This is a genomic window from Shewanella sp. K8 (assembly GCF_028823715.1).
Lineage (GTDB): Bacteria > Pseudomonadota > Gammaproteobacteria > Enterobacterales > Shewanellaceae > Shewanella > Shewanella algae.
Genome location: NZ_JAPEHY010000001.1, coordinates 88,032 through 110,061 on the forward strand (window position 1 = coordinate 88,032; position 22,030 = coordinate 110,061).

Annotated in this window: 26 protein-coding genes; 15 read left to right on the plus strand and 11 right to left on the minus strand. The window is 55.5% G+C overall.

Features of this window, described 5'->3' with window-relative positions; translation table 11 throughout:
* Positions 1-104: 104 nt before the first annotated feature.
* The 8 genes from pbpG to ON072_RS00400 form a co-directional block, all read right to left on the minus strand.
* On the minus strand, positions 105-1,010 hold the full coding sequence (gene pbpG / locus ON072_RS00365; protein ID WP_274625897.1) for a D-alanyl-D-alanine endopeptidase: 906 nt from the start codon (positions 1,008-1,010) through the stop codon (positions 105-107).
* 91 nt (positions 1,011-1,101) lie between these two features.
* On the minus strand, positions 1,102-3,180 hold the full coding sequence (flhA, locus tag ON072_RS00370; RefSeq protein ID WP_144224101.1) for a flagellar biosynthesis protein FlhA: 2,079 nt from the start codon (positions 3,178-3,180) through the stop codon (positions 1,102-1,104).
* A gap of 11 nt (positions 3,181-3,191) precedes the next feature.
* Positions 3,192-4,322, minus strand: coding sequence for a flagellar biosynthesis protein FlhB (gene flhB / locus ON072_RS00375; protein WP_025009120.1), 1,131 nt, complete (start codon positions 4,320-4,322; stop codon positions 3,192-3,194).
* On the minus strand, positions 4,319-5,098 hold the full coding sequence (gene fliR, locus ON072_RS00380) for a flagellar biosynthetic protein FliR (RefSeq protein WP_044735535.1): 780 nt from the start codon (positions 5,096-5,098) through the stop codon (positions 4,319-4,321). Before fliR ends, flhB begins: the two co-directional genes overlap by 4 nt.
* A gap of 1 nt (position 5,099) precedes the next feature.
* Entirely contained in the window at positions 5,100-5,369 is a 270-nt protein-coding gene (locus ON072_RS00385) for a flagellar biosynthetic protein FliQ (protein WP_025009122.1), read from the minus strand.
* A gap of 4 nt (positions 5,370-5,373) precedes the next feature.
* Complete coding sequence (gene fliP, locus ON072_RS00390; RefSeq protein ID WP_044735534.1) at positions 5,374-6,132, minus strand: flagellar type III secretion system pore protein FliP; 759 nt, start codon at positions 6,130-6,132, stop codon at positions 5,374-5,376.
* The gene (fliN, locus tag ON072_RS00395) at positions 6,107-6,460 is read right to left on the minus strand and encodes a flagellar motor switch protein FliN (RefSeq protein ID WP_028780412.1); all 354 of its coding nucleotides are present in this window, start codon (positions 6,458-6,460) and stop codon (positions 6,107-6,109) included. The genes fliP and fliN overlap by 26 nt, the downstream gene beginning before the upstream one ends.
* On the minus strand, positions 6,426-7,142 hold the full coding sequence (locus ON072_RS00400; RefSeq protein WP_181316372.1) for a flagellar motor switch protein FliM: 717 nt from the start codon (positions 7,140-7,142) through the stop codon (positions 6,426-6,428). The genes fliN and ON072_RS00400 overlap by 35 nt, the downstream gene beginning before the upstream one ends.
* A gap of 704 nt (positions 7,143-7,846) precedes the next feature.
* Here ON072_RS00400 and ON072_RS00405 point away from each other — a divergent pair.
* From ON072_RS00405 to ON072_RS00440, 8 genes are all read left to right on the plus strand, one after another.
* A complete protein-coding gene (locus ON072_RS00405) occupies positions 7,847-8,695 on the plus strand; it encodes a MotY family protein (protein WP_274625898.1) in 849 nt (282 codons plus the stop codon).
* A 70-nt stretch (positions 8,696-8,765) separates the two neighbouring features.
* Complete coding sequence (locus tag ON072_RS00410; RefSeq protein WP_044736033.1) at positions 8,766-10,010, plus strand: sigma-54 dependent transcriptional regulator; 1,245 nt, start codon at positions 8,766-8,768, stop codon at positions 10,008-10,010.
* 26 nt (positions 10,011-10,036) lie between these two features.
* Positions 10,037-10,372, plus strand: coding sequence for a flagellar hook-basal body complex protein FliE (gene fliE, locus ON072_RS00415; protein ID WP_025009127.1), 336 nt, complete (start codon positions 10,037-10,039; stop codon positions 10,370-10,372).
* Positions 10,373-10,381: 9 nt separating this feature from the next.
* Positions 10,382-12,049, plus strand: coding sequence for a flagellar basal-body MS-ring/collar protein FliF (fliF, locus tag ON072_RS00420; protein ID WP_025009128.1), 1,668 nt, complete (start codon positions 10,382-10,384; stop codon positions 12,047-12,049).
* Positions 12,050-12,059: 10 nt separating this feature from the next.
* Positions 12,060-13,046, plus strand: a complete 987-nt coding sequence (locus ON072_RS00425) for a flagellar motor switch protein FliG (RefSeq protein ID WP_025009129.1) — start codon at positions 12,060-12,062, stop codon at positions 13,044-13,046.
* A complete protein-coding gene (fliH, locus tag ON072_RS00430; protein WP_025009130.1) occupies positions 13,046-13,774 on the plus strand; it encodes a flagellar assembly protein FliH in 729 nt (242 codons plus the stop codon). Before ON072_RS00425 ends, fliH begins: the two co-directional genes overlap by 1 nt.
* Positions 13,764-15,089 carry a FliI/YscN family ATPase gene (locus ON072_RS00435; protein ID WP_025009131.1) on the plus strand — a complete coding sequence of 442 codons (1,326 nt, stop codon included), beginning with the start codon at positions 13,764-13,766 and terminating at the stop codon, positions 15,087-15,089. The genes fliH and ON072_RS00435 overlap by 11 nt, the downstream gene beginning before the upstream one ends.
* Complete coding sequence (locus tag ON072_RS00440) at positions 15,086-15,517, plus strand: hypothetical protein (protein ID WP_107005863.1); 432 nt, start codon at positions 15,086-15,088, stop codon at positions 15,515-15,517. Before ON072_RS00435 ends, ON072_RS00440 begins: the two co-directional genes overlap by 4 nt.
* Here the strand turns inward: ON072_RS00440 and flgN are convergent.
* The 3 genes from flgN to flgA form a co-directional block, all read right to left on the minus strand.
* Positions 15,500-15,952, minus strand: coding sequence for a flagellar export chaperone FlgN (gene flgN / locus ON072_RS00445; protein WP_045283788.1), 453 nt, complete (start codon positions 15,950-15,952; stop codon positions 15,500-15,502). The genes ON072_RS00440 and flgN overlap by 18 nt on opposite strands.
* Positions 15,953-15,959: 7 nt before the next feature.
* On the minus strand, positions 15,960-16,244 hold the full coding sequence (gene flgM, locus ON072_RS00450; protein ID WP_025009133.1) for a flagellar biosynthesis anti-sigma factor FlgM: 285 nt from the start codon (positions 16,242-16,244) through the stop codon (positions 15,960-15,962).
* Positions 16,245-16,338: 94 nt separating this feature from the next.
* Complete coding sequence (gene flgA / locus ON072_RS00455) at positions 16,339-17,085, minus strand: flagellar basal body P-ring formation chaperone FlgA (protein WP_107005862.1); 747 nt, start codon at positions 17,083-17,085, stop codon at positions 16,339-16,341.
* 80 nt (positions 17,086-17,165) lie between these two features.
* Here flgA and ON072_RS00460 point away from each other — a divergent pair, with 80 nt between their 5' ends.
* The 7 genes from ON072_RS00460 to flgH are packed head-to-tail and all read left to right on the plus strand — an operon-like array spanning position 17,166 to position 22,030.
* Positions 17,166-17,516: a flagellar basal body rod protein FlgB gene (locus tag ON072_RS00460; protein ID WP_025009135.1), complete on the plus strand. Its 351-nt coding sequence runs from the start codon at positions 17,166-17,168 to the stop codon at positions 17,514-17,516.
* A gap of 2 nt (positions 17,517-17,518) precedes the next feature.
* Positions 17,519-17,929: a flagellar basal body rod protein FlgC gene (gene flgC, locus ON072_RS00465; protein WP_025888439.1), complete on the plus strand. Its 411-nt coding sequence runs from the start codon at positions 17,519-17,521 to the stop codon at positions 17,927-17,929.
* A gap of 11 nt (positions 17,930-17,940) precedes the next feature.
* Positions 17,941-18,606, plus strand: a complete 666-nt coding sequence (locus ON072_RS00470) for a FlgD immunoglobulin-like domain containing protein (protein ID WP_025009137.1) — start codon at positions 17,941-17,943, stop codon at positions 18,604-18,606.
* 11 nt (positions 18,607-18,617) lie between these two features.
* Positions 18,618-19,817: a flagellar hook protein FlgE gene (gene flgE, locus ON072_RS00475; protein WP_025888437.1), complete on the plus strand. Its 1,200-nt coding sequence runs from the start codon at positions 18,618-18,620 to the stop codon at positions 19,815-19,817.
* A 10-nt stretch (positions 19,818-19,827) separates the two neighbouring features.
* Entirely contained in the window at positions 19,828-20,559 is a 732-nt protein-coding gene (locus ON072_RS00480; protein WP_025888436.1) for a flagellar basal body rod protein FlgF, read from the plus strand.
* Positions 20,560-20,576: 17 nt separating this feature from the next.
* The gene (gene flgG / locus ON072_RS00485) at positions 20,577-21,362 is read left to right on the plus strand and encodes a flagellar basal-body rod protein FlgG (RefSeq protein ID WP_025009139.1); all 786 of its coding nucleotides are present in this window, start codon (positions 20,577-20,579) and stop codon (positions 21,360-21,362) included.
* A 5-nt stretch (positions 21,363-21,367) separates the two neighbouring features.
* On the plus strand, positions 21,368-22,030 hold the full coding sequence (gene flgH / locus ON072_RS00490) for a flagellar basal body L-ring protein FlgH (protein WP_025009140.1): 663 nt from the start codon (positions 21,368-21,370) through the stop codon (positions 22,028-22,030).

Sequence of the window (22,030 nt, forward strand, 5' to 3'; positions counted from 1 at the left end):
AAGGCCAAAGGCCTTTAAACGAGGCGGGATGATAACAAAACTTGTTGTGGATGCGGCTACGCAAGCGTGAAAACCTGCGCTGAGTCACCGCTGTTTGCCGAATATTAACGGGTGGCGGCCAAGGCCTGACGTTCTGTTTGCTTTTGCTGTTTATAGTCCAGTGCTTCTTGGGGAACCGGACTGACTTTGCCGGTTTCCAGCCACTTCTTCAGGCGGCCGGCATCGGCCAAATGGGTCAGCTTGCCGAAGGCATCCAGTACCACAAAGGCGACTTCGCGCTTGGCCATTTTGGTGAGCATAACCAGACAGTGGCCGGCGTCATCGGTATAACCCGTCTTGGTGAGGTGGATCTGCCAGTTTTTCTTGTTCACCAGGCGATTGGTGTTGTAAAACGCCAGGTTATATCTTGGCTTACGAAACATGACGCTACGGTTGGGGGCCGAACTCAGTTCGCCGATCAGAGGGTATTTCCTGGCTTCACGCAGCAGTTTGACCAGGTCTCTGGCGCTGGAGACATTCTGCTCCGACAGCCCTGTGGGTTCGACAAAGCGGCTGTCAGTCATCCCCAGTTCTGCCGCCTTGGCATTCATCGCTTTGATAAAGGCCTGGTAGCCGCCGGGGTAGTGATGTGCCAGGGTCGCGGCGGCGCGATTTTCCGAAGACATCAACGCCAGCGCCAGTGCTTCTTTGCGTTTCAACTCACTGCCGATACGGATACGGGACACCACGTTTTGCATGATATCGGCCTGACTGACATCCACGGCAATCCGCTCGTTGAGCGGCAACTTGGCATCCAGTGTCACCAGCGCCGTCATCAACTTGGTTATCGAGGCTATGGGCTGTACCTGCTGTGGGTTGTCCTCATAGAGGACCTCGCCGGTTTCCAGATCCACTAGCATGGCGCTGGCCGAGGCCAGCTGTTGCAGCTCGGCCCTGGCCGGTAATTTTTGCGCCGCCCAAACCGGCAGACAGCAGCACAGCAATATTATTGAGCTGGTAAGTCTTCGCATTACCTTAATCTTCCCGCAATCATTTCTCGTAGGACTTTAGTATAAGTTTAAGGTGAATTACAACGATTTACTCCATGCCGATAATGCCCGTTCATCCCAACTGACCGGCGACCATAATGTCTTTGTTTTCAGAAATCTCATTGTAAGACAACACATTAAGACCTCTTGAAAAGGCCAGAGCATAACGGCCCAGCAGCGGGCGCAACTGAGGAGGCACCAGTAGGATAGGGTGATGTCCGGCGGCCTTGGCCTCGGCCAACAGCTGGGGCATTTTTTGCTGTAGCTGCGCCAGCAACTGCGGATCCACAGGGAAACCATCCAGTGACACGCTGCCTTGCTGTTGAGCGGTACTCAGGGCACTCATCAGTTGTCGCTCAAGCTCTGGGGTCAGGGTCATCACCTTGAGCTGAGGCGCATCTCCACAGATGGCCTGTACTATCGCCTGCCTTAGCGCGCAGCGAACATCTGCCGCCAACAGCACGGGATCTTTGCTGTTTTCACTGCAATCCAGCAGTGTGGTGCCTATGGTCAAAATATCCCGCAAAGAAACCTGTTCCCTGAGCAGTAGCCGGTACACCTTGAGCTGTTGAATCGGCGACAGCGCCTGGCTCAGTGACTCGGCCAGCTTGGGGGCCTGGCGCGCCAGTCGTTCATTGAGTGAAATCACATCATCGTGCTGCAATAGCTCGGCCATTCGCTCCCGCAGCAACTTGGCGACATGGGTGGCGATCACTGTGGCGTTGTCCACGACGGAATAGCCCAGGTTCAGCGCATTGGCTTTCTTTTCCTGCTCTATCCAGACCGCCTCCATGTTATAGGCAGGATCCCGGGTGATGATGCCGTCCAGCTCACCAAAAACATTGCTGCTGCGAATCGCCAGCAGTCGCTCTGGGTCCAGTTCTGCCGTGGCCACCAAGGTACCCATTATGCTGATTTGGTAGTGAGTGGGGCTCAGCGCCAGGTTATCCCTGACCCTGACTTCCGGCAGCAGATAGCCCGCCTGTTCCGACAGAGTGCGGCGAATTCCGGTCAGGCGTTTCATCAGTTCGGCGCCGCGCTCTTTTTCCACCAGAGACACCAGGCGATAACCCAGCTTGACCTCTATCGCATCGACATAGGGCAGGCTGTCCCAGCTGGGCGCTTGAGGTTCGCTCAGGGCTTCGCCGGCCTGTTTGGCCTGTGGCGGTGGCATGATTACCGGCTTGGTGCGGTACTGTTTGTAGGCGACAAAACCCAGCAACAACGCGGCACTGAGGAATACCCAAGTGGGCATGCCGGGTACCAGCCCCATGATCAACATCACCAGCGCCGCGGTCGCCAGGGTTTTGGGATTGGCCAGCAGTTGTTCGTTGAACTGGGCCGGCATCTCTTCGGCATCTGAAACCCGGGTGACCACAATCGCCGCAGCAGTTGCCAGCAGCAGCGATGGGATCTGCGCCACCAGGCCGTCACCTATGGTCAAGAGTGCATAGGTCTTGAACGCCTCTGTGCCGCTGAGATCATGCATAAAGATGCCGATACAGATACCGCCTATGATGTTGATTGCCAGGATCAACAAGCCGGCAATGGCATCGCCGCGAACAAACTTGGAAGCACCGTCCATAGAGCCGTAAAAGTCAGCTTCCGCGGCGACTTCTTTACGCCGCTCCCGCGCCTGATCCTGGGTCAGCAAACCGGCATTGAGATCGGCATCTATCGCCATCTGCTTGCCGGGAAGCGCATCCAGGGTAAAGCGGGCCGACACTTCGGAGATCCGCTCGCCACCCTTGGTGATCACCACAAAGTTGATAATCATCAGGATCAGGAACACCACGGCGCCAACCACATAGTTGCCGCCGATCACCACTTCACCGAACGCCTGGATCACCTTACCGGCGGCATCGCCGCCTTCATGGCCGCGGATCAGCACCACCCGGGTCGATGCCACATTCAGCGTGAGTCGCAGCAGGGTCGCCAGCAATAAGAGGGTTGGGAAAATGGAAAAGTCCAGCGGCCGCCGAATCGACACACTCACCAGCAACACCATGATGGCCAGCACTATGTTGAAGGTGAACATCACATCCAGCAGCCAAGGCGGCAGCGGCAGAATGATCATCGCCATCAGGGTCAGCAGCAGCAATGGCACCATGGCATGGGACTTATTGGCGGTAAGTAATCGCAGCCAGTTCATTGGGTTATCCTTTAGTCATGTCGCAAGTGGGGTGGAATATGAAATTCCGGCAGCGGTGCCGGCATGGGTTTGCGTCCGGCCCGGGCCGCCTGGATCTGCAAGACGTAATTGAGTACATGGGCCACGGCCTTGAACAGCGCCGCGGGGATCTGTTGCTCCACTGCCGTCGAGTGGAAGATGGCGCGGGTCAACGGCGGGATCCTGAGGATTTCGACGCCGTGCTGCTTGGCAATCTGTTGCATATAGAGGGCGACTTCATCGCGGCCCTTACAGAGAACGAAGGGGGCCTCGGCCCTGGCCGGGTCATACTTGAGTGCCACGGCATAGTGGCTGGGGTTGACCATCAATACATCGGCCTGAGGTACGGCGACCGAAGCGCGGGAACGGGCAAACTGTTGTTGCAGTTGGCGTATTCTGGCCTTGATTTCCGGCTTACCCTCCATCTGTTTATGTTCATCCTTGACCTCCTGCTTACTCATCCTCAGCTCTTTGTAGTGCTGCCAGAGTTGGTAGGGCACATCGACCAGGGCGATCACCAGCATTCCCAGTCCCAGATAGAGGATGTAGTCACTTAGCAGTTGCAGCCCTGTGCTGGCACCCTGCAGCAGATCCTGCTGACTCAGGTAGAGCAAGTGATCAAAATCATGCTTTAAAAACAGCAGCATGATCCCGATAAGCAAGCTGACTTTCAGGCAAGATTTCCCCAGTTCCACCAGGGAGCGAGTGCCACACATGCGCTTGAGGCCGCTCAAGGGGGCGATACGGCTCCACTTGAAGCCCGCATTGCCTAGGTTGAAGACATGGCCGCCTGGCAAGCCGCCCACAATAGCGGCCAGCAGCAGTATCATCAGAAACAGCGGTCCCAGCAGCTCGAGTATCCCCAGCAGCGCAGCGGCCAGGTGACTCTGCATCATTCCCGGGGTATCCAGGTTTTCGCGGCTGACCAGCATATGCAGCTCAGTCTGTTGCATCAGCTGCTGCGCCAGCCAATCGCCGCTGTTGCTCAGCAGCAGGGAACCGGCAATCATCAGCACACAGGCGCCGAGATCCTTCGAGCGCGGGGTTTGGCCTTTCTCTCTGGCCTTGCGCAGCTTGTGACTGCTGGCCTTTTCAGTCTTATCCTGGGAGGAGGATTGACTCATTGGCTCCCTCCCAAAAACTGATGCATGGCAAACAGGGCGTCGAGGCAAAAGTCGCTGTACCTGTCCGGCAGGGTCGAGAACGACAGCAGGACACAGACAAGCCCCATGATCATGGTCATGGGAAAACCCAGGGCAAAGATATTCAAAGAGGGCGCCGAGCGGCTGAGCACCCCAAATGTCAGGTTGACCACCAACATCGCCATCACCGCCGGCAGCGCCAGCATCAAGGCGGCGGCAAACATCCAGCCAAACTGGCCGATCAGCTGCATCAAGGGCAGGTCGAACAAGCCGTTGCCTATGGGCCAGAGGCGGAAGCTGTCCACTATGATGCCGATGGCAACCAAGTGCCCGTCCAACGCCAGAAACAGCAGGGTGCCGTACATTACCAGCATCTGCCCCAGCAGAGGTTGGCTACTGCTGCTGCCGGGGTCGTTGGCCAGCGCCATGGAGAGCCCCATCTGCATCGACAAAATGGTACTCAGCAGGCTGAGGATATGTAGCATCAGGCTGAGAAACAGCCCCAGCATCATGCCCAGCAGCAGTTGCTCCAGCGCCAGCAATACTGCCCTGAATGAGAGTGCGTCGAGGACGGGAACCGCCGGTAGTATCGGAATGATCAGCGCCGCCAGCAGCAGTGCCAACAATACTCTAATCAATACGGGGACATGGATATGGCCGAGGAAAGGCATCACCAGAAAAGCCCCCAGAAGACGACTGAAAGGCCACCAGAAAGAGCCGAGCAGTTGCTGCAGATAGTCTGTCGTCAGGCTCAGCATTTTAGCCAATCACATGGGGGATAGAGAGGAACAGCTGGTTGAACAGATCGAGCAGCTTCTGCACCAGCCACTGGCCGGCGAACAGCACCATTAGCAGAGTCAGTACCAACTTGGGCAGAAAGCTCAGGGTCTGCTCATTGACCTGAGTGGCGGCCTGAAAGATGGCGATCAACAGACCCAGCAACAGGCCCGGGCTGATCAACACCAATACCATCAATACCGCAAGGTAGATGGCATCGGAGAAGAAGCTTGTCAGTTCACTCAGCTCCATGGCGCTATCCGAAGCTGGCCGTCAGGGTGCTGACAGTCATAGACCAGCCATCGGCCAATACGAAGATTAACAACTTGAATGGCAAGGAGATAATCAGCGGCGACAGCATCATCATCCCCATGGACATCAACACGCTGGCCACCACGAGATCTATCACCAAAAAGGGCAGATACAGCAGGAAACCAATCTGAAAGGCGGTTTTCAGCTCCGACAGCACATAGGCCGGCAGGATCACAAAGAAGGGGATCTGCTCCTGGGTCAGGGTCAAGGGTTCCTGGGCGATTTTCAGCATCTGCTCCAGGTCGGTTTCCCGGGTTTGCGCCAGCATAAAATGCCTCAGCGGCTGCTCGGCAATCGCAATCGCCTGCGGCAGCTCTATCTGCCCCTGATCATAGGGAAGGTAGGCCTTTTGATAGATCTCCTTGCCCACGGGTTGCATGATAAACATGCTGAGTACCAGGGCGATACCTATCAATACTTTGTTGGGCGGGCTCTGTTGCAAACCCAACGCCTGACGCAAAATTACCAGTACTATGATGATACGGGTGAAACTGGTCATCATCAGCAGCATGGCGGGTAACAGGCTCATCACTGTCATCATCGCCAGAATTTCCAGCTTGATGTTGACCTTTTGTGCCTGTTGGCCGTCGTCCAGGGTGAAGAGTGTCATGCCATCGGCGGCAGACACAGGAAGGGCCAGCAGTGACAGCAGCAATAAAACGAGCAGGAATAGGCCGCTATTCTTTGACCAAGGTTGCGCCACTGGCAACGACCTCCAGCAGCCGCACACCGTAACGACCATTGACTTCAACCACTTCGCCGCGTCCGAGCAGGGCGCCATTGACCCGGATATCCAAAGGCTCACCCACCATGCGATCCAGGGCGATAACATCCCCCTGTCCCATATGGGTGAGTTCGCCGAGTGTCATCTCAGTACTGGCCAGTTCCAGAGTGACCTGCACAGGCAACTGCTTGAAGAAGCTCATATCCCGGGAGGGCTTTACCTGTACCGAGGTCAACGGCTCTTCGAGCAGTTCATTGTCGAGTAAAAAATCATCACTCAGCGATGTTTGTCCATCCACTTTGATCATCCTCATTTTGTTGGAAAGCATCTTGATTCAGGCGAGCGACCAACTTGCCTTGGTGGCTGTGTACCGAGCCGTAGAACAAGGTCAGCCCTCCCAGTGAAATCGGGCAGCGTTGATGCAGATTCAGTGGAATGATTTCCCCGGGCTGCAGTTCGGCCAGAGCCTGTACCGGCATGGGTTGCCAGCCCAGCTCCAGCTTGAGCTTGACCGGGATCTGGGTCAGCTGTTGTTCCAGTGCCTGTTCGAGATTGTCGGCTTGTTGATATTGGGGGGCAGCCTGACCGATACGTCCCAGCAGTTCGTCTGTCATGGCAAACAACATAGGACTGGTGTAATGGCTGTTCGGAAAGCTCATCGACCAAAGGGCCGCGACCCTGTATTCAGTCTCGGCACCGGACAGTTCTATCTGCAGTTCGTCCGGCTTGATGGGATCAAAGGGCATGCTTGCCAGCACCGCCTGCATCAGTTTGAGCCCCAAGCGAAATTCCGACTGAGTCGGCGCTCCCAGCGGCGAGTACAGCTTGCCGGATTGACCGCCATAGTAGCTGCTGGCCAGCTGTTCGAGGGTACAGCGATCAATTCGCAATAAACCCAATAGCTTGCGTTGATATTTAAAGGCAAACCAATGATGTTTATTACAACTTTTCAGCAGAGTTTCACCGGGCGTTAATTCGGTACGAATCAATGCCGGAAGTCCCTGTCTTGTCAATGGTTTGAGTATTTGATTTAGCGCTTGTAATAATCCTTGATTACAGTTATCCAACTGTCCGAATAAACGACTACGGGCTAATTTTTCTCGAATTAGAGCAATCGGCCTACAATCATGAGTCTGATCTGATTTTATTAGCTCTGCCCGTGCAGTTATCTTCATTCCATTATTACCGTGCAGTTATTTTCATTAAACCATTACCGCGCAGTCGCCGTTCGCAACAATACAGCTACAAAATAAGTTAATTTTTTGATAAAAAATAACCAATGACATATTAGACGTAGGGGGCAGAATATTATCAAAGTCTGGGCATCATACAAGCTGAAAAGTGTGTATTTATTCAGTGTCAAAAAATGGTTCTAAGACAAAAAATTGACACATTGATGTTAATCAAAAAAAGCGCTTTGTAATTTGACAGGATACATTTGTATGAGCTATTTTCGCCGTCAATTTTCTCGATAGAAAAGTGATTGTTTAATATTCTAAGAGATTTTTAACTGTTTTAAGGTTAATCGAATTGGCTATATTAATAGCGATTAAAATAGCGCCTACCTCTGGGTTTTAGGTGCTTTGAGTATATTTAGTTCAATTCGAATTCATCGCTGAAATTAAGGGTAATAACAAAGGAATTTACATTGTAATTATTCCATCTATTTATCCTTCACTAACTGGAATTTACTGTGTTGAAGCCTTTGACCCTAGCCCTGTGTTTCTTGCTGTTCAGCGCTATCAGTTTCGCAGAACCCATCACGCAGACGGTGACCTACAGAGTGGCCGCGGACGATGATGCCTGGCAACTGAGTAGCAGCCCCTTTGGTTGCCGGCTCAGCGTTGCTGTTGCCGGAGCCGGCTTACTGCAGCTGGAACTACTGCCAGGGCAACATTCCAACTTGTCCCTGATCTCCTCCTGGCTCAATCAAGCCCACAGCGTAAACGCCAGCGTTGGCTATCCGGCATGGGGCGAGGGATTTCCGGGCAAGGTGCAGAGCCGGCAGATGCAATGGCAAACAGGAAAGGCCAGCCTGAGAAGCGGGGAACTGGGCGTCTTTATCAAGGGGCTGGAGCAGGGATGGCGCTGGACATTTGAACTTGGACAAAGTGATGGATTCCTGCTTGAGGTCGATACCCTCAGTGCCCGAAGCCAGTTACAACCCTTGCGCCAGTGCCGCCAACAACTGCTCCCACAAGATTATGACTATGTTCATGATTTATCTATTTTTTACCCCTCAGGAATCGCTGGAATGGATTCGTCCATGCAGGCCGATATTCAAGCTGTGGCCCGTTATGTGGTGGTGGATCGCAACATCAAAAAAATCCTGATCGATGGTCACGCAGACGACGGCAGCTCCAGGCTGGCGGATCTGGTATTGAGCAAAGACAGAGTGGAAAACGTGGTGGCGGCTCTGGTGGAGCTGGGGGTGAAACGGCAGATGATAGAAGCCAGACATCATGGCAATCGTCAGCCCTATTCCAAGGAACAGTCCGAAGTGAATCGTAGAGTACGGATTCGACTGGTCAAAGCGGTATGAGGATAGAGTCTTGAAAAACTACAGCGTGGTTGGCTGCAAGGGGCTGGTCAGTACTCAGACAGCCCAGCTCATGGAACAGGAAGGGTTTAATATCATTGAAGGGATCAGCAGCTGGCTGGCGCTGGTCGATGTTTCTGCCTGCAGCCCCGAGCAGGTAGCCGGACGTCTGCATCGACAGCGGGCCCACAATTTGGTGGCGTTGCTGCAACCTGAGCAGACTGAGCTGGCGGTCAAGGCCATGCAGGCCGGGGCTCAGGACTACCTGCTGCTGCCCCTGGATGAAAGCCAACTGATCAAGCTGCTGTTTCGCCTGCGGCAGATGGAGCAGGAAGACAGCGAATTGGTGGTGGCTTCTCCCCTGAGTCGGCAGCTGTTGATGCTGGCCCACAGAACCGCCAAGGCGGATACCACAGTTTTGCTCACCGGCGAGAGTGGTACCGGCAAAGAGCCGCTGGCCCATTTCATTCATCGCCATTCCAGTCGCAGAGAGCAGCCCTTCGTGGCGGTGAACTGCGCCGCCATTCCTGAGCAGATACTCGAGTCGGTACTATTTGGCCATGTTAAAGGTGCCTTTACCGGGGCCAGCGCAGATCAACCGGGCAAATTCGAGTTGGCAGAAGGTGGCACTCTGTTGTTGGATGAAATAGCGGAACTGCCTTTATCTTTGCAGGCAAAACTCTTGCGGGTATTGCAGGAGAGAGAAGTCGAAAGAGTCGGCGGTCATAAAATCATTCCTTTGAACATACGCGTTATTGCAGCTACCAACAAAAATTTAAAAGAAGCTGTATCTCAAGGCCGATTCCGGGAAGATCTTTATTATCGTTTGGATGTGTTGACACTGGAATTAAAACCCCTTAGGGAAAGGGCGGAAGATATTATTCCGCTTGCGGAACATTTTATTCAGCTTTATGGCTATTTGACCAATGGTCAAGAATGTTATTTAAGCGATGCGGCTAAAAATGCGCTAATTAATTATAACTGGCCTGGTAATGTCAGAGAGCTGGAAAATGTCATTCAGCGGGCATTGGTTATGCGTCATGGCACTATTTTACAGGTTGTCGATTTAGGCATCAGGCTGCCGGAAAATATTGCAAGTGTAAATTCCATTCCGGAACCTTCCAATGGGCTTAAAGCCTCCAAAAAACATGCAGAGTTCCAATATGTCATTGAGATTTTGAAGCGTTTTGGCGGTCACCGCAGTCGCAGTGCTGATGCTTTGGGAATGACCACCCGGGCACTGCGCTACAAGCTGGTACAGATGCGGGACGCGGGCATAGATATCGACAGCCTTTTAGCCAAGGCCAAGGCCGCCTGAATGGCTGACAACAGAGAATGGCAGCAATGAGCAACAATAGTATTTCCGCCGGTTTTAACAATATCCAGCAAACACTGGCCATCCACAAGGAGATTGCCCAGGGCGCAATCATGCCTTCCATCGATGGTCACACTCCCCAAGTCGTCTCCTTTGGCAGCCTGATGAAGCAGAAGCTGCAGGAGATCAATCAAGATCAGCTGACATCATCAATGCTGACCCAAGCGGTCGACAGCGGCAGGAGCGATGATCTGGTGGGCGCCATGGTGGCGTCTCAAAAGGCCAGTCTGTCGTTTTCGGCCTTGATGCAGGTGCGTAATCGCCTTGTTCAAGCCTTTGATGATGTTATGAAAATGCCCATTTAAGGACAATAGATGTCAACGAGTTTAGCTCTACCGGCAAAACCGTCTGCCGCCGGACAGAAGCCCATGCTGGAAGCGATCAAGGGGAAGCTATCCCATGTAAACCAAATGCTGTTGCTGGCCATACTGGCCTCGGCAGTGGCCTGTGTACTGGTGTTGTTCCTCTGGAGTGGCAGCCAGGGATATCGGCCCTTGTACGGCCTCAAGGAAAAGGTCGACAGCAGCCAGATCATTGAAGTGCTTGAGGGTGAAGGCATTGACTATCGCCTGGAAGCCAATTCGGGACAGATCCTGGTGGCGGAAAACAAGTTGAGTTCGGCGCGGCTCCTGCTGGCGGCCAAAGGAGTACAAGCCCAACTGCCGGAAGGACTGGAAAACCTGGCCAAGGCGCCCATAGGTACCAGCCAGTTTATGGAGCATGCTCGCTATCTTCATGGTTTGGAAGGGGAACTGGCGCGCACCATAATGGCGCTCGAAGCCGTACGTTATGCCAGAGTGCATCTGGCGATTCCCAAGCGAACCCTGTTCATCCGTGCCGAGCCGGAAAAGCCGACCGCTTCCGTGTTGTTGGAACTCTATTCCGGGGCGCGTTTGGATGAGTCACAGGTCAGCGCTATTGCCAACCTGGTTTCCGGCAGCATTACCGGCATGACCCCGGCACAGGTGCAGATAGTCGACCAGGCCGGCAACTACCTGAATGCCGATATGGCCTCCGGCCAGGACATCAGCCAATCCCGCAGCAAGCAGCTCAAGTATACCCATGAGCTGGAAAACAACCTGATCGCCCGCGCCGAATCCATGTTGAATCCGATTCTGGGGCGGGACAATTATCAGGTGCAGCTGGTCGCCAGGGTGAACTTTAACCAGATAGAGGAAACCCGCGAGTCTGTGGATCCCAATCCTGTGATGACTCAGGAAACGCTCAACAAAGACCAAACCAACGGCAACCTGGCCTTGGGGATCCCCGGCGCTCTGAGCAACAAGCCTGTGTCCGGCAAGAAGGGCAAGAAAGAGGACAATCAGGAAAGCAGTCTGCGGCAACAGGAAACCCGCTCATACGAAGTTGGGCGCTCGGTGCGGCACACCAAATTCCAACAGATGCAGCTGGAAGGGCTGTCGGTAGCCATCCTGTTGAACCAACAGGCGGCAGGCAAAGAAGGCTGGCAACCGCAGCAGTTGCAGCAGATAAGCGACATGGTTAAAGACGCCATAGGTTTTTCCGAGGCTCGTGGCGATCAGATCAATATCAACAGTTTTGACTTCGTGGTGCCGGAAAAGCCCGTGATAGAAGCTTTGCCCTGGTGGCAGAACGAGCATCTGCGTGAATACCTGAAATATGGCATAGGCACTCTATTGGCCTTACTGCTTATTCTGTTCGTGTTGCGCCCCCTGGTTCAGCACCTGACCCGCGGTGATTCAGGCTCAAGACACTCTGGCAACAAGGCCGGTGACAAAGCCGCTGAAATGGCACTGGAAGCCGAGCCCCTGACACAAGCCATTGAGCCGCCTCAGCTGGCATTGCAGGCTGAGGACAGCAAGGCCTTGCCGCAGTCGAATCTGCCACCGCCCGGCTCGCCCCTGACGGTGAAAATGCAGCACCTGGGACTGCTGGCAACGGAAGAACCCGCCAGAGTCGCCGAAGTGATCAGCCATTGGATGAAGGACAAAAATCGTGACTGAACAAACGACTCTGGACAATCTTGAGCAGGCGGCCATGTTGCTCTTGTGTATGGGTGAGGAAGGTGCCTCTCAGGTCATGGCGCACCTCGACCGCCAGGATGTGGAACAACTGAGTTACAAGATGGCGCGCCTGTCTTCGGTGACCCAGCAGGAAGCAGAATCTGTACTGGATCGCTTCTTCAACCGCTACAAAGAGCAGGCCGGTATCGCCCGGGCATCGAGAGCCTATCTCCAGAAAACCCTGGATTTGGCACTGGGTGACAGAGTCGCCAAGGGCCTTATCGACAGCATCTATGGCGATGAGGTCAAGATGTTGGTGAAGCGGCTGGAGTGGGTCGATGCCAAGCTGTTGGCGCGGGAGCTGCAGCACGAACATGTGCAGCTGCAGGCCATCATGTTGGGACTCTTGCCACCGGAAATTGCCGCTCAGGTATTACAACATCTGCCGGGAGACAACCAGGACGAAGTGCTGGTACGCATAGCCCGCCTCGGCGAGCTGGATCGGGATGTGGTGGAAGAGCTGCGGCAACTGGTGGAGCGCTGCATGGTGATGGCGATGGAGAAAAGCCATACCCAGGTGTCCGGCGTGCGTCAGGTGGCTGACATTCTCAACCGCTTCGATGGTGACCGTGAACATCTGATGCAGATGATACGCTTGCAGGACAAGCATCTGGCCAATGATGTTACCGAAAACATGTTCGACTTTATCATCTTGGGCCGTCAGAAGCCGGAAACCCTGCAGGAAATCCTCGGGGCGGTCGAAGCCGAGTCGCTGGCACTGGCACTCAAGGGTATTGATGGCGAACTGAAACGCACTCTGCTCAACGCCCTGCCCAAGCGTATGTCTTCCGCCATTGAGACCCAGGCCGAGGCCTTGGGCGCTGTGCCGCTGAGCATGGCCAATGAGGCGAGACGCAACATTATGGAAACGGCCAAAGAGATGATGCAGAACGGCGAAATCGAGCTGCAACTGTTTGAAGAACAGGTGGTTGAGTAATGGGTGCAGATAGTCGCCTTTGGCGCATAGGTGCATCTCAGGTGCGCCGTTATCAATTTGCTCCCCTGGAAGGGGAGAGTCCTGAACAAGGCAACTGGCAAGACTTCCAGCAAGCGTTGGAGCGGGGCTATCAGGAAGGCTGGGAACAGGGCTTTGAAGCCGGCAAGACTCAGGGCGAAACCGAGGGGCGCCAAGCGGGCCAGGAATCCGGGCTGCGGGACGGGCTGGAGCAGGGGCGCAGCCAGGGTTTGGCACAGATAGATGAGCAGTTGAATCAGCTATTGACTCCCATGACGGCATTGCAACAGCTGCTCGCCGAGAGCCACGCAGAGCAGATCCAGGCGCAACAGCAGTTGATTGTCGACCTGGTCAGAAGGGTGGCACAGCAGGTGATCCGCTGCGAGTTGTCGCTGCAGCCTCTGCAGATCATTGCCCTGGTTGAAGAAACCCTGCAGGCACTGCCCAAGGATGCCAGTGATATCAAGATCCACCTTGAACCCTCAACCATCAAACAGCTACAGCATCTGGCGGCCGACAAGGTGGCCGACTGGCACCTGGTGGCCGACGACAGCCTGAGCCAGGGCAGTTGCCGGGTGGTTTGCGATCAGTGCGATGCCGATGCTTCCATGGAAACCCGCCTCAACAACTGTATGGATCAGGTTGAAGCTCATTTGAACGACGACTTGATTCCAGAAGCCGAGGCCACAGTCGCCAGCAATGAAGACTAATGTCCTGGCCGGAAACTGGCCCCGGGTACCGGTAGCCCAGATATACGGACGCCTGACCCGCGTGAGTGGCCTGTTGCTGGAGGCGGTCGGCTGCAACCTGGGTATTGGCGATCGCGCCATGGTGGAGCGGCGCGATGGCGCCTATGTCGAGGCCGAGGTGGTGGGGTTCCATCAGGGGATCCTCTGCCTGATGCCTATCACAGACACCCAGGGGCTGAGCCCTGGCGCCCGGGTCATTCCCCAGACAGAGACCCATAAGATCCCTCTGGGTGCCGGCCTGCTCGGCCGGGTACTCGATGGCCTTGGCCAGCCGCTGGATCAGCTCGGGCCGCTGAGTGGCGTGCAGTTTTGTCGTCCTGTCACTCAGGTACCCAATCCTCTTGCCCGGCAACCCATTACCCGCATTCTCGATGTGGGGGTCAGAGCCGTCAACGGCTTGCTGCCGGTTGGCTGTGGTCAAAGGGTAGGCTTGTTTGCCGGTCCCGGGGTGGGCAAGAGTGTACTGCTGGGGATGATGACCCGCTTCACCGAGGCCGACCGCGTGGTGGTAGGGCTCATCGGCGAGCGCGGCCGAGAGGTGCGCGAGTTTATCGAGCAGGCCTTGGGTGAAGAGGGGCGCCGCCGCGCCGTGGTGGTTGCCGCTCCGGCAGACACTTCCCCCTTGATGCGCCTCAGAGCCATGCGCCTGTGTCACCAGATAGCCTGTGGCTTTCGCGACGAGGGCCATAGGGTGTTGCTGCTGGTGGATTCACTGACACGTTACGCCCAGGCACAGCGGGAGATAGCCCTGAGTCTGGGGGAACCGCCGGCCACCAAAGGCTATCCGCCTTCGGCCTTCGCCCAACTGCCTTCATTGGTGGAGATGGCGGGCAACGGTACTCATCCACAGGGAACCCTGACGGCGTTTTACACTGTGCTGACCGAAGGGGAAGATACACAGGACCCTATCGCCGATGCGGCCAAGGCGATACTGGATGGCCACTTCTTCCTGAGCCGCCGCTTGGCCGAGGCCGGGCATTTCCCGGCACTGGATCTTGGGGCCTCTATCAGTCGTTTGGCGCTGCAGATTGCCCCCAAGGAACAACAGCAGGAGATGGCACTGGTTCGGCGTATGTTGGCGCGTTATCAGGAAGTACGTGAGCTCTTGCCGTTGGGCGGTTATCAACCTGGGCAGGATCCCGAGTTGGATGCCGCCGTGAGCCATTACCCGAGGATTGCCGACTACCTGACCCAAACCACAGACGAGGCGGTTGACCTTTCGGGCAGCCAACAACAACTGCAATCGCTGACCCGCGCACTGCGAGGTGAGTCATGAAACTATTGCAACGCCTGAGCCATCTTGAACAGCGTAAGCTCAGCGAGTTGGCGGAGCAAAAACAGGCGCTGCAGCAACGTCAGGCCCAGGTGCAGGGGCAACAGCAGCAGGTGGCGTTACTGGAGTCCCATTACAGCCAGTTTCGTCAGGGCTCAATAGTGGGGCTTTGCAACAGTCAGGCCTTGCTGCAAAGGCTGCAACCATTGAAGCAGAGTCTCAATACTCAGCAGCAGTTGCTCGGCAATGAACAACAAAGGCTGCAGGGCTTATGGCAGCAGCAGTTGGGGCGTTATCAGCGGGTGAATTGGTTTGACGGGCAGCAGCGACAGCGACAGCGACGACGGCTGGAGCAGCAGGAGCAGTTTCAGCTTGATGAGTTGGCGGGCAGCAGTACGGCGCGGCTTAAGGCTTCAGGGAAACTGAGGTGAGGCGAGGTTCTGTGGGTACTCATCGGCATTTCCCAGCCCCAGAATGCCGCGGATGATTTCCTGTTGGCGCACCAGCAGTTGGCCGTTGAGCTCGTTGAGTCTCTGGCTCTCTCTGGCCTGTTGCAGCAGTTGCTGCCACAGTTGTTCCAGTTTGTGAGCTGCCTGCTCGGGCAGTTTACTCTGCAGTTGGCGTATGCCCTGATGATCATTGCTGACACCTATTTGTGCCAGATGTGCGGCGCGCTGCAGCGAATTGTGCTGTAACTTGGCAACTAACTGATCCTGCTGCTGGTTATGCTGGATAAGCCCTTGATTGTCATGGCGCAGCATCAACTGGCGCTGCTGTTGCAGCAGCTTCTTTAACTCCCGGTAGTCCAGTATGTCCTGGCGGATCCCGGCGACCAGACTTTGCACTGCTTCGCGTTTATTGCTCATGGATGGCTTACTTGTCCTGTTTCCCGTGCTGCTGCAGCATAGCTTTGGCCATGGCCTCGACATCCAGTTCAAAATTGCCCTGTTGCAGTGCCTGACGCAAGCTGGCCACCTTGAGTTGATCTACCTCGCTCTCCTGAGCCAGTTGAGTCTGGGCCTGATTCAGCCAGTGATACTCAGGGCTTACCTTATCCTGCTGGGCTGCGGATACCGTGGTTTCCTGGCGTTGACGCCGATTCGCTGCGGTGACGCCACTGTCGCTGACAACCGCATGCAGACGCTGAGTGATTTCCATTGAACCCCCGAAATAATGTGCTCTAGTGAGTAAAGGCGACCGGATCCGTAAAAAATAAAATTATTTTTGTGATGTGGCTACTTTTGCTGAGTAATTACTTTTGTGGTGTAACTATGCCCTGCGCTATCGGGTAGGCCTTGATGACCTTCTGCGAGCTTAAGTTTCGCACCCTAATCACTTCTCCCCGGGAGGCACTTTCCAGCGCGGTGCCCGGCATTTGAGCTTCAAAACCCTCCTGGCTGACCTGGATGATCACCTGTTCACCGGCACGCACCCAATCACTCTGGCTCAGCTGGCGCAGCAAGATGGCTTCACCTGCGCGGATCCTGCGCGCCACCTGTTTGCCTATGAGCTCGCGTTGGCTGCTGACAATGTCTCTGTCACTGGCCTGCAACTCCAGCCAGCGCCACTCTATGTTCTGCGCGTCGATGATGCTGCCTCTGTGCAGGGTTTGTGTCAGCACAGGCAATTGGGCCTTGGCTTCGACCCTGGCCCGTAGAAAGAAACGCCAGTCGGCCGCCGGACAACGCACCTCCAAAGATACCCGTCCCCAGAGCGGCGCCGAAGGGTTGGCCAGGCTGATGTCCGGCTTTTGCGGGCAGTCGGCCAGGCGCTTGACCCCAGATGGCAGTGTCATTCGAATCTTGCTTTGAAGCGGTTTCATCTGTTGCGCCGCAGCAAACTGCTGCAATTGCTGCTGCAGATATTGTCTGGCCGCTTGCTCGACCTGGTTGGCCGAGGCGGCCGCCGGCAACGGAAGCAGCGGAAACAACAGCAAAAGCAGCAAGGCAAAAGGGGAAATCAGGGTTCCGCAATTATTGGTGGTTGGCTTGTTAGTCATTGTATTTTATGGATAAAAACTATTGGCATGGTATTTGTTACAAGGAGCGAAAACCTATGGATACCTTACTAGGAGAAACCATGGCTATCAAGCTCGATGCGGCATTGGGTCTGCATCCTCAATTATTGGATTTCAGGGTTGAGCGCAGCAAGGTGCTGGCCGGAAACCTGGCCAATGCCGAAACACCCGGCTACCAGGCCAGAGATCTGGACTTTGGTGCTCTGATGGCACAGCTGGATGCCGGCATCCCTTTTGGAGGGCAGTACACAGTGGGGTATCGGGTGCCTTATCAGTCCAGTGCCGATAACAGCACGGTTGAACTGGGGCAGGAGCAGGCGCGTTTTTCACAAAATGCCATGGACTTTCAGACCAGCCTGACCTTTCTCAACATGAAAATCCAAGGCCTGAAGGCCGCTATCGAAGGGAAGTAATCGTGTCATTTGCAGAGATATATCAGGTTGCCGGCAGTGGCATGACGGTGCAGACCCTGAGACTGAACGCGATCGCCAGTAACCTGGCCAACGCAGGTGTGGCTGCCGAGTCCAGTGATAGCGCCTACCGGGCGATAAAACCGGTATTTTCCACCCTCTATCAGCAACAAAACAACAGCGTCAGTGCCAAGGTGCAGATCAAGGCCCTGGTGCAGTCCGATGCACCGTTGGAAACCCGTTATGAACCCGGCCACCCGCTGGCCAATGCCGATGGCTATGTGACCTATTCCAATGTCAACACAGTGGAAGAGATGGCCGACATGATGGCCGCCAGCCGCGCTTTTGAAACCAGTGTCGAAGTGATGAACCGCGCCCGCTCCATGCAGCAGGGACTCCTGGCTCTGGGAAAATAAGGGAATAGAGGATGCAACAGGTACAGAACGTCAATACCCGCGAAGATGGCCAGAAGACAGATGCCATCCGTGCCAACGGCAATGATCCCGCTTCGCTGAAGAACGAGTTCATGTCGTTGATGATAGCCCAGATCAAGAATCAGGACCCTACCAACCCCCTGGATGCCAGTGAGTATCTGGGCCAGTTGGCGCAGTTTTCCCAGGTGGAGAGCCTCGAGGCGATGCGCCAGAACCAGAAAAACCAGATGACCATGATGGAAAACCTCGGGCTGGTGCAATCGGCTTCCCTTATCGGTAAGCAGGCCATGGTGCCGGCAGACAGCTTTACCGCGGCCGAACATGTGATAGACGGCAAAGTCTATCTGGAGCACAGCGCCTCGGCGGTGACTGTGGAGATCAGCGATAAAAACGGGGAAGTCGTCAAAACCCTGGAGCTCGGCAGTCAGGCGGCAGGTGATGTCAGTTTTCAGATAGATCCCGAAGGACTGGGGCTTCCTCCGGGGGAATACCAATTGAAAGTTCAGGCCAGCGACGGTGAAAAAGCATTGAAGGCTCAGTCATTTCTCGCAGGCGAAATCAGCAAGGTTCATTTCGTCAGTGCCAAGGGCATGATGATGGCTGAGCTGGCCAACGGTTTGGGCACAGTGTCTGTGCTGGATATTTCCGAAGTTTCATAACAGGAGACAAGATGTCTTTCAATATTGCGCTAAGTGGATTGCAGGCCACCAGTCAGGACCTCAACACCATAAGTAACAACATTGCCAACGCCTCTACCTGGGGCTTCCGTGGTGGTCGCAGCGAGTTTGCCGCCATCTACAACAGTGGCATGGGTGCCGGTGTCAATGTGATGAATACCAGCCAGAACTTCTCCCGTGAGGGCACGCTGACCTACACAGGCCGTGAGCTGGATATGGGGATCCAGGGCAGTGGCTTCTTTATGTTGCGTGGCACCGATGGTTCCAATCTTTATGCCCGCGCCGGGATCTTCGGCCAGGATGCTCTGGGCTTTATCACAGATCCTGTCGGCAACCGTCTGCAGGGCTATCCGGCCACGGCCGATGGCGTGCTGCAAACAGGCACCATGGGTGACTTGCAGATCAAGACAGGTTCTCTGCCGGCCAAGGCGTCGACTCTGGTCAATCAGGTGTCCAACCTGGATGCGCGTATGGAAGCCATAGATCCTGCAACGACGCCATTTTCGCCCACAGACCCGGCGAGTTATCACTCCTCGGGTACTGTCAGTGTGTTCGACTCACTCGGCAACCAGAGATCCCTGACCCAGTACTACGCCAAGACAGGCGACAATGAATGGAAAGTCTACTTCGTGCTGGACTCGGCCGTTCTCGAACCCAAAGACGGCCACAGCCTGCAGTTTGACAAGAAGGGCAGCCTGAGCGGCGGCGACAAGCTGAGCCTGACTCTGCCCGCCAAGGCCGGTGCCGAGGATGTCAGCCTGGCGGTGAACTATGAAGGGTTCACTCAATATGCCAATGACTATAACAACTCCAGCCTGAGCCAGGATGGTTATGCCGCCGGTGAATTCAACAAGATACGCCTGGATGACAGCGGGATGCTCTTTGGCACCTACACCAATGGTCAGGAGTTGCTGCAAGGTCAGGTGGTGCTGGCAGATTTCAACAATCCCAATGGTTTGACGCCGGTGAGCAACAACGCCTGGCAGGCCTCTGCCTCAGCTGGGCAGGCCACAGTCGGCGCACCTGGTAGCGGTACTCTGGGCAGCCTGAAGGGCGCCTATCTTGAGGGTTCCAACGTGGATACCACGGCCGAGATGGTCAGCCTGATGACGGCGCAGCGTAACTATCAGTCCAATGCCAAGGTACTGGACACCAACTCGACCATGCAGCAGGCGCTGCTGAACGCCATCTGACGGATGACTCATGGATAAGATGATTTATACCGCGGCCCAGGGTGCCAGCCGCATTCTGCAGTCCCAGGCAATTCGGGCCAACAACCTGGCCAATGCCGATACCCAGGGCTTTCGTGCCGATCTGGAGCGGGTTGCTGCGGTTCCTGTGCCTGAGACCCAGGGAAGCTTTGCTTCGCGGATCTTGCCGCAGACCCAGAATGTCGGTTTCAACAGTCGCCATGGAGAGATAGTCAGCACTGGGCGCCGGCTCGATATGGCGATTAAGGGCGATGGCTATTTCACAGTGCAAACACCTCAGGGCGAAGCCTATACCCGTAACGGCGCCATCAGCGAAGGTGCCAACGGTGAACTGACAGTGGCGGGTTTCCCCTTGATGGGCGCCAATGGGCCTTTGGTGCTGCCTCAGTATCGCGAGCTGATTGTCAGTGAAGACGGCCGTCTGTCGATAGTGGCCGAGCAGGGTGGGCTGATTGAAGAGGTTGCCCAGCTCAAGCTGGTGAACGCTGCCCAGAATCAGCTGCACAAGGGCGCCGATGGTTTGCTGTATGCCAACAACGGCGAGGCCCAGGTGTCCGAGCAAGTACGGCTGGCTTCCGGCGCGCTGGAGAGCAGCAATGTCGATGCCGTTGGTGAGTTGCTGGCCTCCATGGATCTGGGTCGTCAGTTTGAAGTGCAAATTAAGTTAATGAAAAGCGCAGAGAAGTTGGCTGAGGCGGGTAATCGCCTGCTGCGTGACGCCTAATATTGAGGAGAGTCTAAATGCAATCGGCATTATGGGTGAGTAAGACAGGATTGACTGCTCAGGATGTGAAGATGACGACCATCGCCAACAACCTGGCCAACGTTAATACCACAGGTTTCAAGCGCGATAGAGTCGGTTTCAACGATCTCTTCTATCAGGTACAGCGCCAACCAGGCGGCCAAGTAGACGAGCTCAATGAGTTGCCATCCGGGCTGCAATTGGGCACGGGCGCCCGAGTAGCCAGTACCCAGAAGGTGTTCACCACAGGCGACATACTCACTACCAATCAGCAACTGGACATCGCTATTGAGGGCCAGGGTTTTTTCCAGATTGAAGAAGCCAATGGCGAAGTGGCATACAGCCGTGATGGCCAGTTTTATCGTAACAGCGACGGCATCATGGTGACCTCCCAGGGGCTGCCCTTGGTGCCCAACATCCAGATCCCCGAAACCGCCACCGGGATCACCATAGCCGAAAACGGTGTGGTGAGTGCCAAAGTGGCAGGTCAGGCAGAGGCGATGGAGCTGGGACAGATCACCCTGGCGCACTTTGCCAACCCGGCCGGGCTCGAGTCCCGAGGCAATAACCTGTACCACGAAACCGCGTCTTCCGGTGTGCCGATAGAAGGAGTTCCCGGCGAGGAAGCGTTGGGCAGTTTGCGCCAGGGTGCGCTCGAAGGGGCCAACGTCAATGTGGTCGAAGAGATGGTAGAGATGATCTCGACCCAGAGAGCCTACGAGATGAACGCCAAGGTGGTCTCAGCCACTGACGATATGCTCAAGTTCCTGAACCAATCGGTATGAAGACCATGAGACTCTTGTTGGCGCTGCTGATGCTGTCGCTCAGCGGCTGTATCTCCCACTTCCCTGACGCAGAACAGCAGCCGGGTAACAAAGAATGGGCGCCGCCTGAGGTGGACTACTCCTTGCCGGAAGCCAAAGACGGCAGCCTGTATCGCCCCGGTTTTATGCTGACCCTGTTCAAGGATAAGCGGGCCTTTCGCGAGGGAGACATACTCACAGTCTCCCTGGATGAGAAGACCTACTCCAGCAAGAAGGCCAATACCCAGACCAATAAGTCTCAGGATCTGAATTTTGGCGTTCAGGGCGGGGTGGATGACAGTAGTTTCAGCGCCAATGGTGAGGGCAAGTTTGGCCGTGGCTTCAATGGCAGCGGCGCCACGACTCAGCAGAACCAGCTTTCCGGCGCCATTACAGTGACGGTGGCCAAGGTGATGCCCAACGGCGTGCTGCTGATCCGCGGTGAGAAATGGCTTCGCCTCAGTCAGGGGGATGAGTATCTGCGTCTTATCGGGCTTATCCGCTCCGACGACATAGACAACCAGAACACTATCTCATCGCAGCGGATTGCCGATGCCCGCATTATCTACGGTGGCCAGGGCGCCATTGCCGACAGCAATGCCATGGGCTGGGCGGCTCGCTACTTCAACAGCCCCTGGTTCCCTATGTAA

What these genes read in the sequence shown, in the direction of transcription:
- pbpG (WP_274625897.1), bottom strand. Translation starts at nt 1,010, where the DNA reads ATGCGAAGACTTACCAGCTCAATAATATTGCTGTGCTGCTGTCTGCCG.
- flhA (WP_144224101.1), bottom strand. Translation starts at nt 3,180, where the DNA reads ATGAACTGGCTGCGATTACTTACCGCCAATAAGTCCCATGCCATGGTG.
- flhB (WP_025009120.1), bottom strand. Translation starts at nt 4,322, where the DNA reads ATGAGTCAATCCTCCTCCCAGGATAAGACTGAAAAGGCCAGCAGTCAC.
- fliR (WP_044735535.1), bottom strand. Translation starts at nt 5,098, where the DNA reads ATGCTGAGCCTGACGACAGACTATCTGCAGCAACTGCTCGGCTCTTTC.
- ON072_RS00385 (WP_025009122.1), bottom strand. Translation starts at nt 5,369, where the DNA reads ATGGAGCTGAGTGAACTGACAAGCTTCTTCTCCGATGCCATCTACCTT.
- fliN (WP_028780412.1), bottom strand. Translation starts at nt 6,460, where the DNA reads ATGATCAAAGTGGATGGACAAACATCGCTGAGTGATGATTTTTTACTC.
- ON072_RS00410 (WP_044736033.1), top strand. Translation starts at nt 8,766, where the DNA reads ATGGAACAGGAAGGGTTTAATATCATTGAAGGGATCAGCAGCTGGCTG.
- fliE (WP_025009127.1), top strand. Translation starts at nt 10,037, where the DNA reads ATGAGCAACAATAGTATTTCCGCCGGTTTTAACAATATCCAGCAAACA.
- fliF (WP_025009128.1), top strand. Translation starts at nt 10,382, where the DNA reads ATGTCAACGAGTTTAGCTCTACCGGCAAAACCGTCTGCCGCCGGACAG.
- fliH (WP_025009130.1), top strand. Translation starts at nt 13,046, where the DNA reads ATGGGTGCAGATAGTCGCCTTTGGCGCATAGGTGCATCTCAGGTGCGC.
- ON072_RS00435 (WP_025009131.1), top strand. Translation starts at nt 13,764, where the DNA reads ATGAAGACTAATGTCCTGGCCGGAAACTGGCCCCGGGTACCGGTAGCC.
- ON072_RS00440 (WP_107005863.1), top strand. Translation starts at nt 15,086, where the DNA reads ATGAAACTATTGCAACGCCTGAGCCATCTTGAACAGCGTAAGCTCAGC.
- flgN (WP_045283788.1), bottom strand. Translation starts at nt 15,952, where the DNA reads ATGAGCAATAAACGCGAAGCAGTGCAAAGTCTGGTCGCCGGGATCCGC.
- flgM (WP_025009133.1), bottom strand. Translation starts at nt 16,244, where the DNA reads ATGGAAATCACTCAGCGTCTGCATGCGGTTGTCAGCGACAGTGGCGTC.
- flgA (WP_107005862.1), bottom strand. Translation starts at nt 17,085, where the DNA reads ATGACTAACAAGCCAACCACCAATAATTGCGGAACCCTGATTTCCCCT.
- ON072_RS00460 (WP_025009135.1), top strand. Translation starts at nt 17,166, where the DNA reads ATGGCTATCAAGCTCGATGCGGCATTGGGTCTGCATCCTCAATTATTG.
- ON072_RS00470 (WP_025009137.1), top strand. Translation starts at nt 17,941, where the DNA reads ATGCAACAGGTACAGAACGTCAATACCCGCGAAGATGGCCAGAAGACA.
- flgE (WP_025888437.1), top strand. Translation starts at nt 18,618, where the DNA reads ATGTCTTTCAATATTGCGCTAAGTGGATTGCAGGCCACCAGTCAGGAC.
- ON072_RS00480 (WP_025888436.1), top strand. Translation starts at nt 19,828, where the DNA reads ATGGATAAGATGATTTATACCGCGGCCCAGGGTGCCAGCCGCATTCTG.
- flgG (WP_025009139.1), top strand. Translation starts at nt 20,577, where the DNA reads ATGCAATCGGCATTATGGGTGAGTAAGACAGGATTGACTGCTCAGGAT.
- flgH (WP_025009140.1), top strand. Translation starts at nt 21,368, where the DNA reads ATGAGACTCTTGTTGGCGCTGCTGATGCTGTCGCTCAGCGGCTGTATC.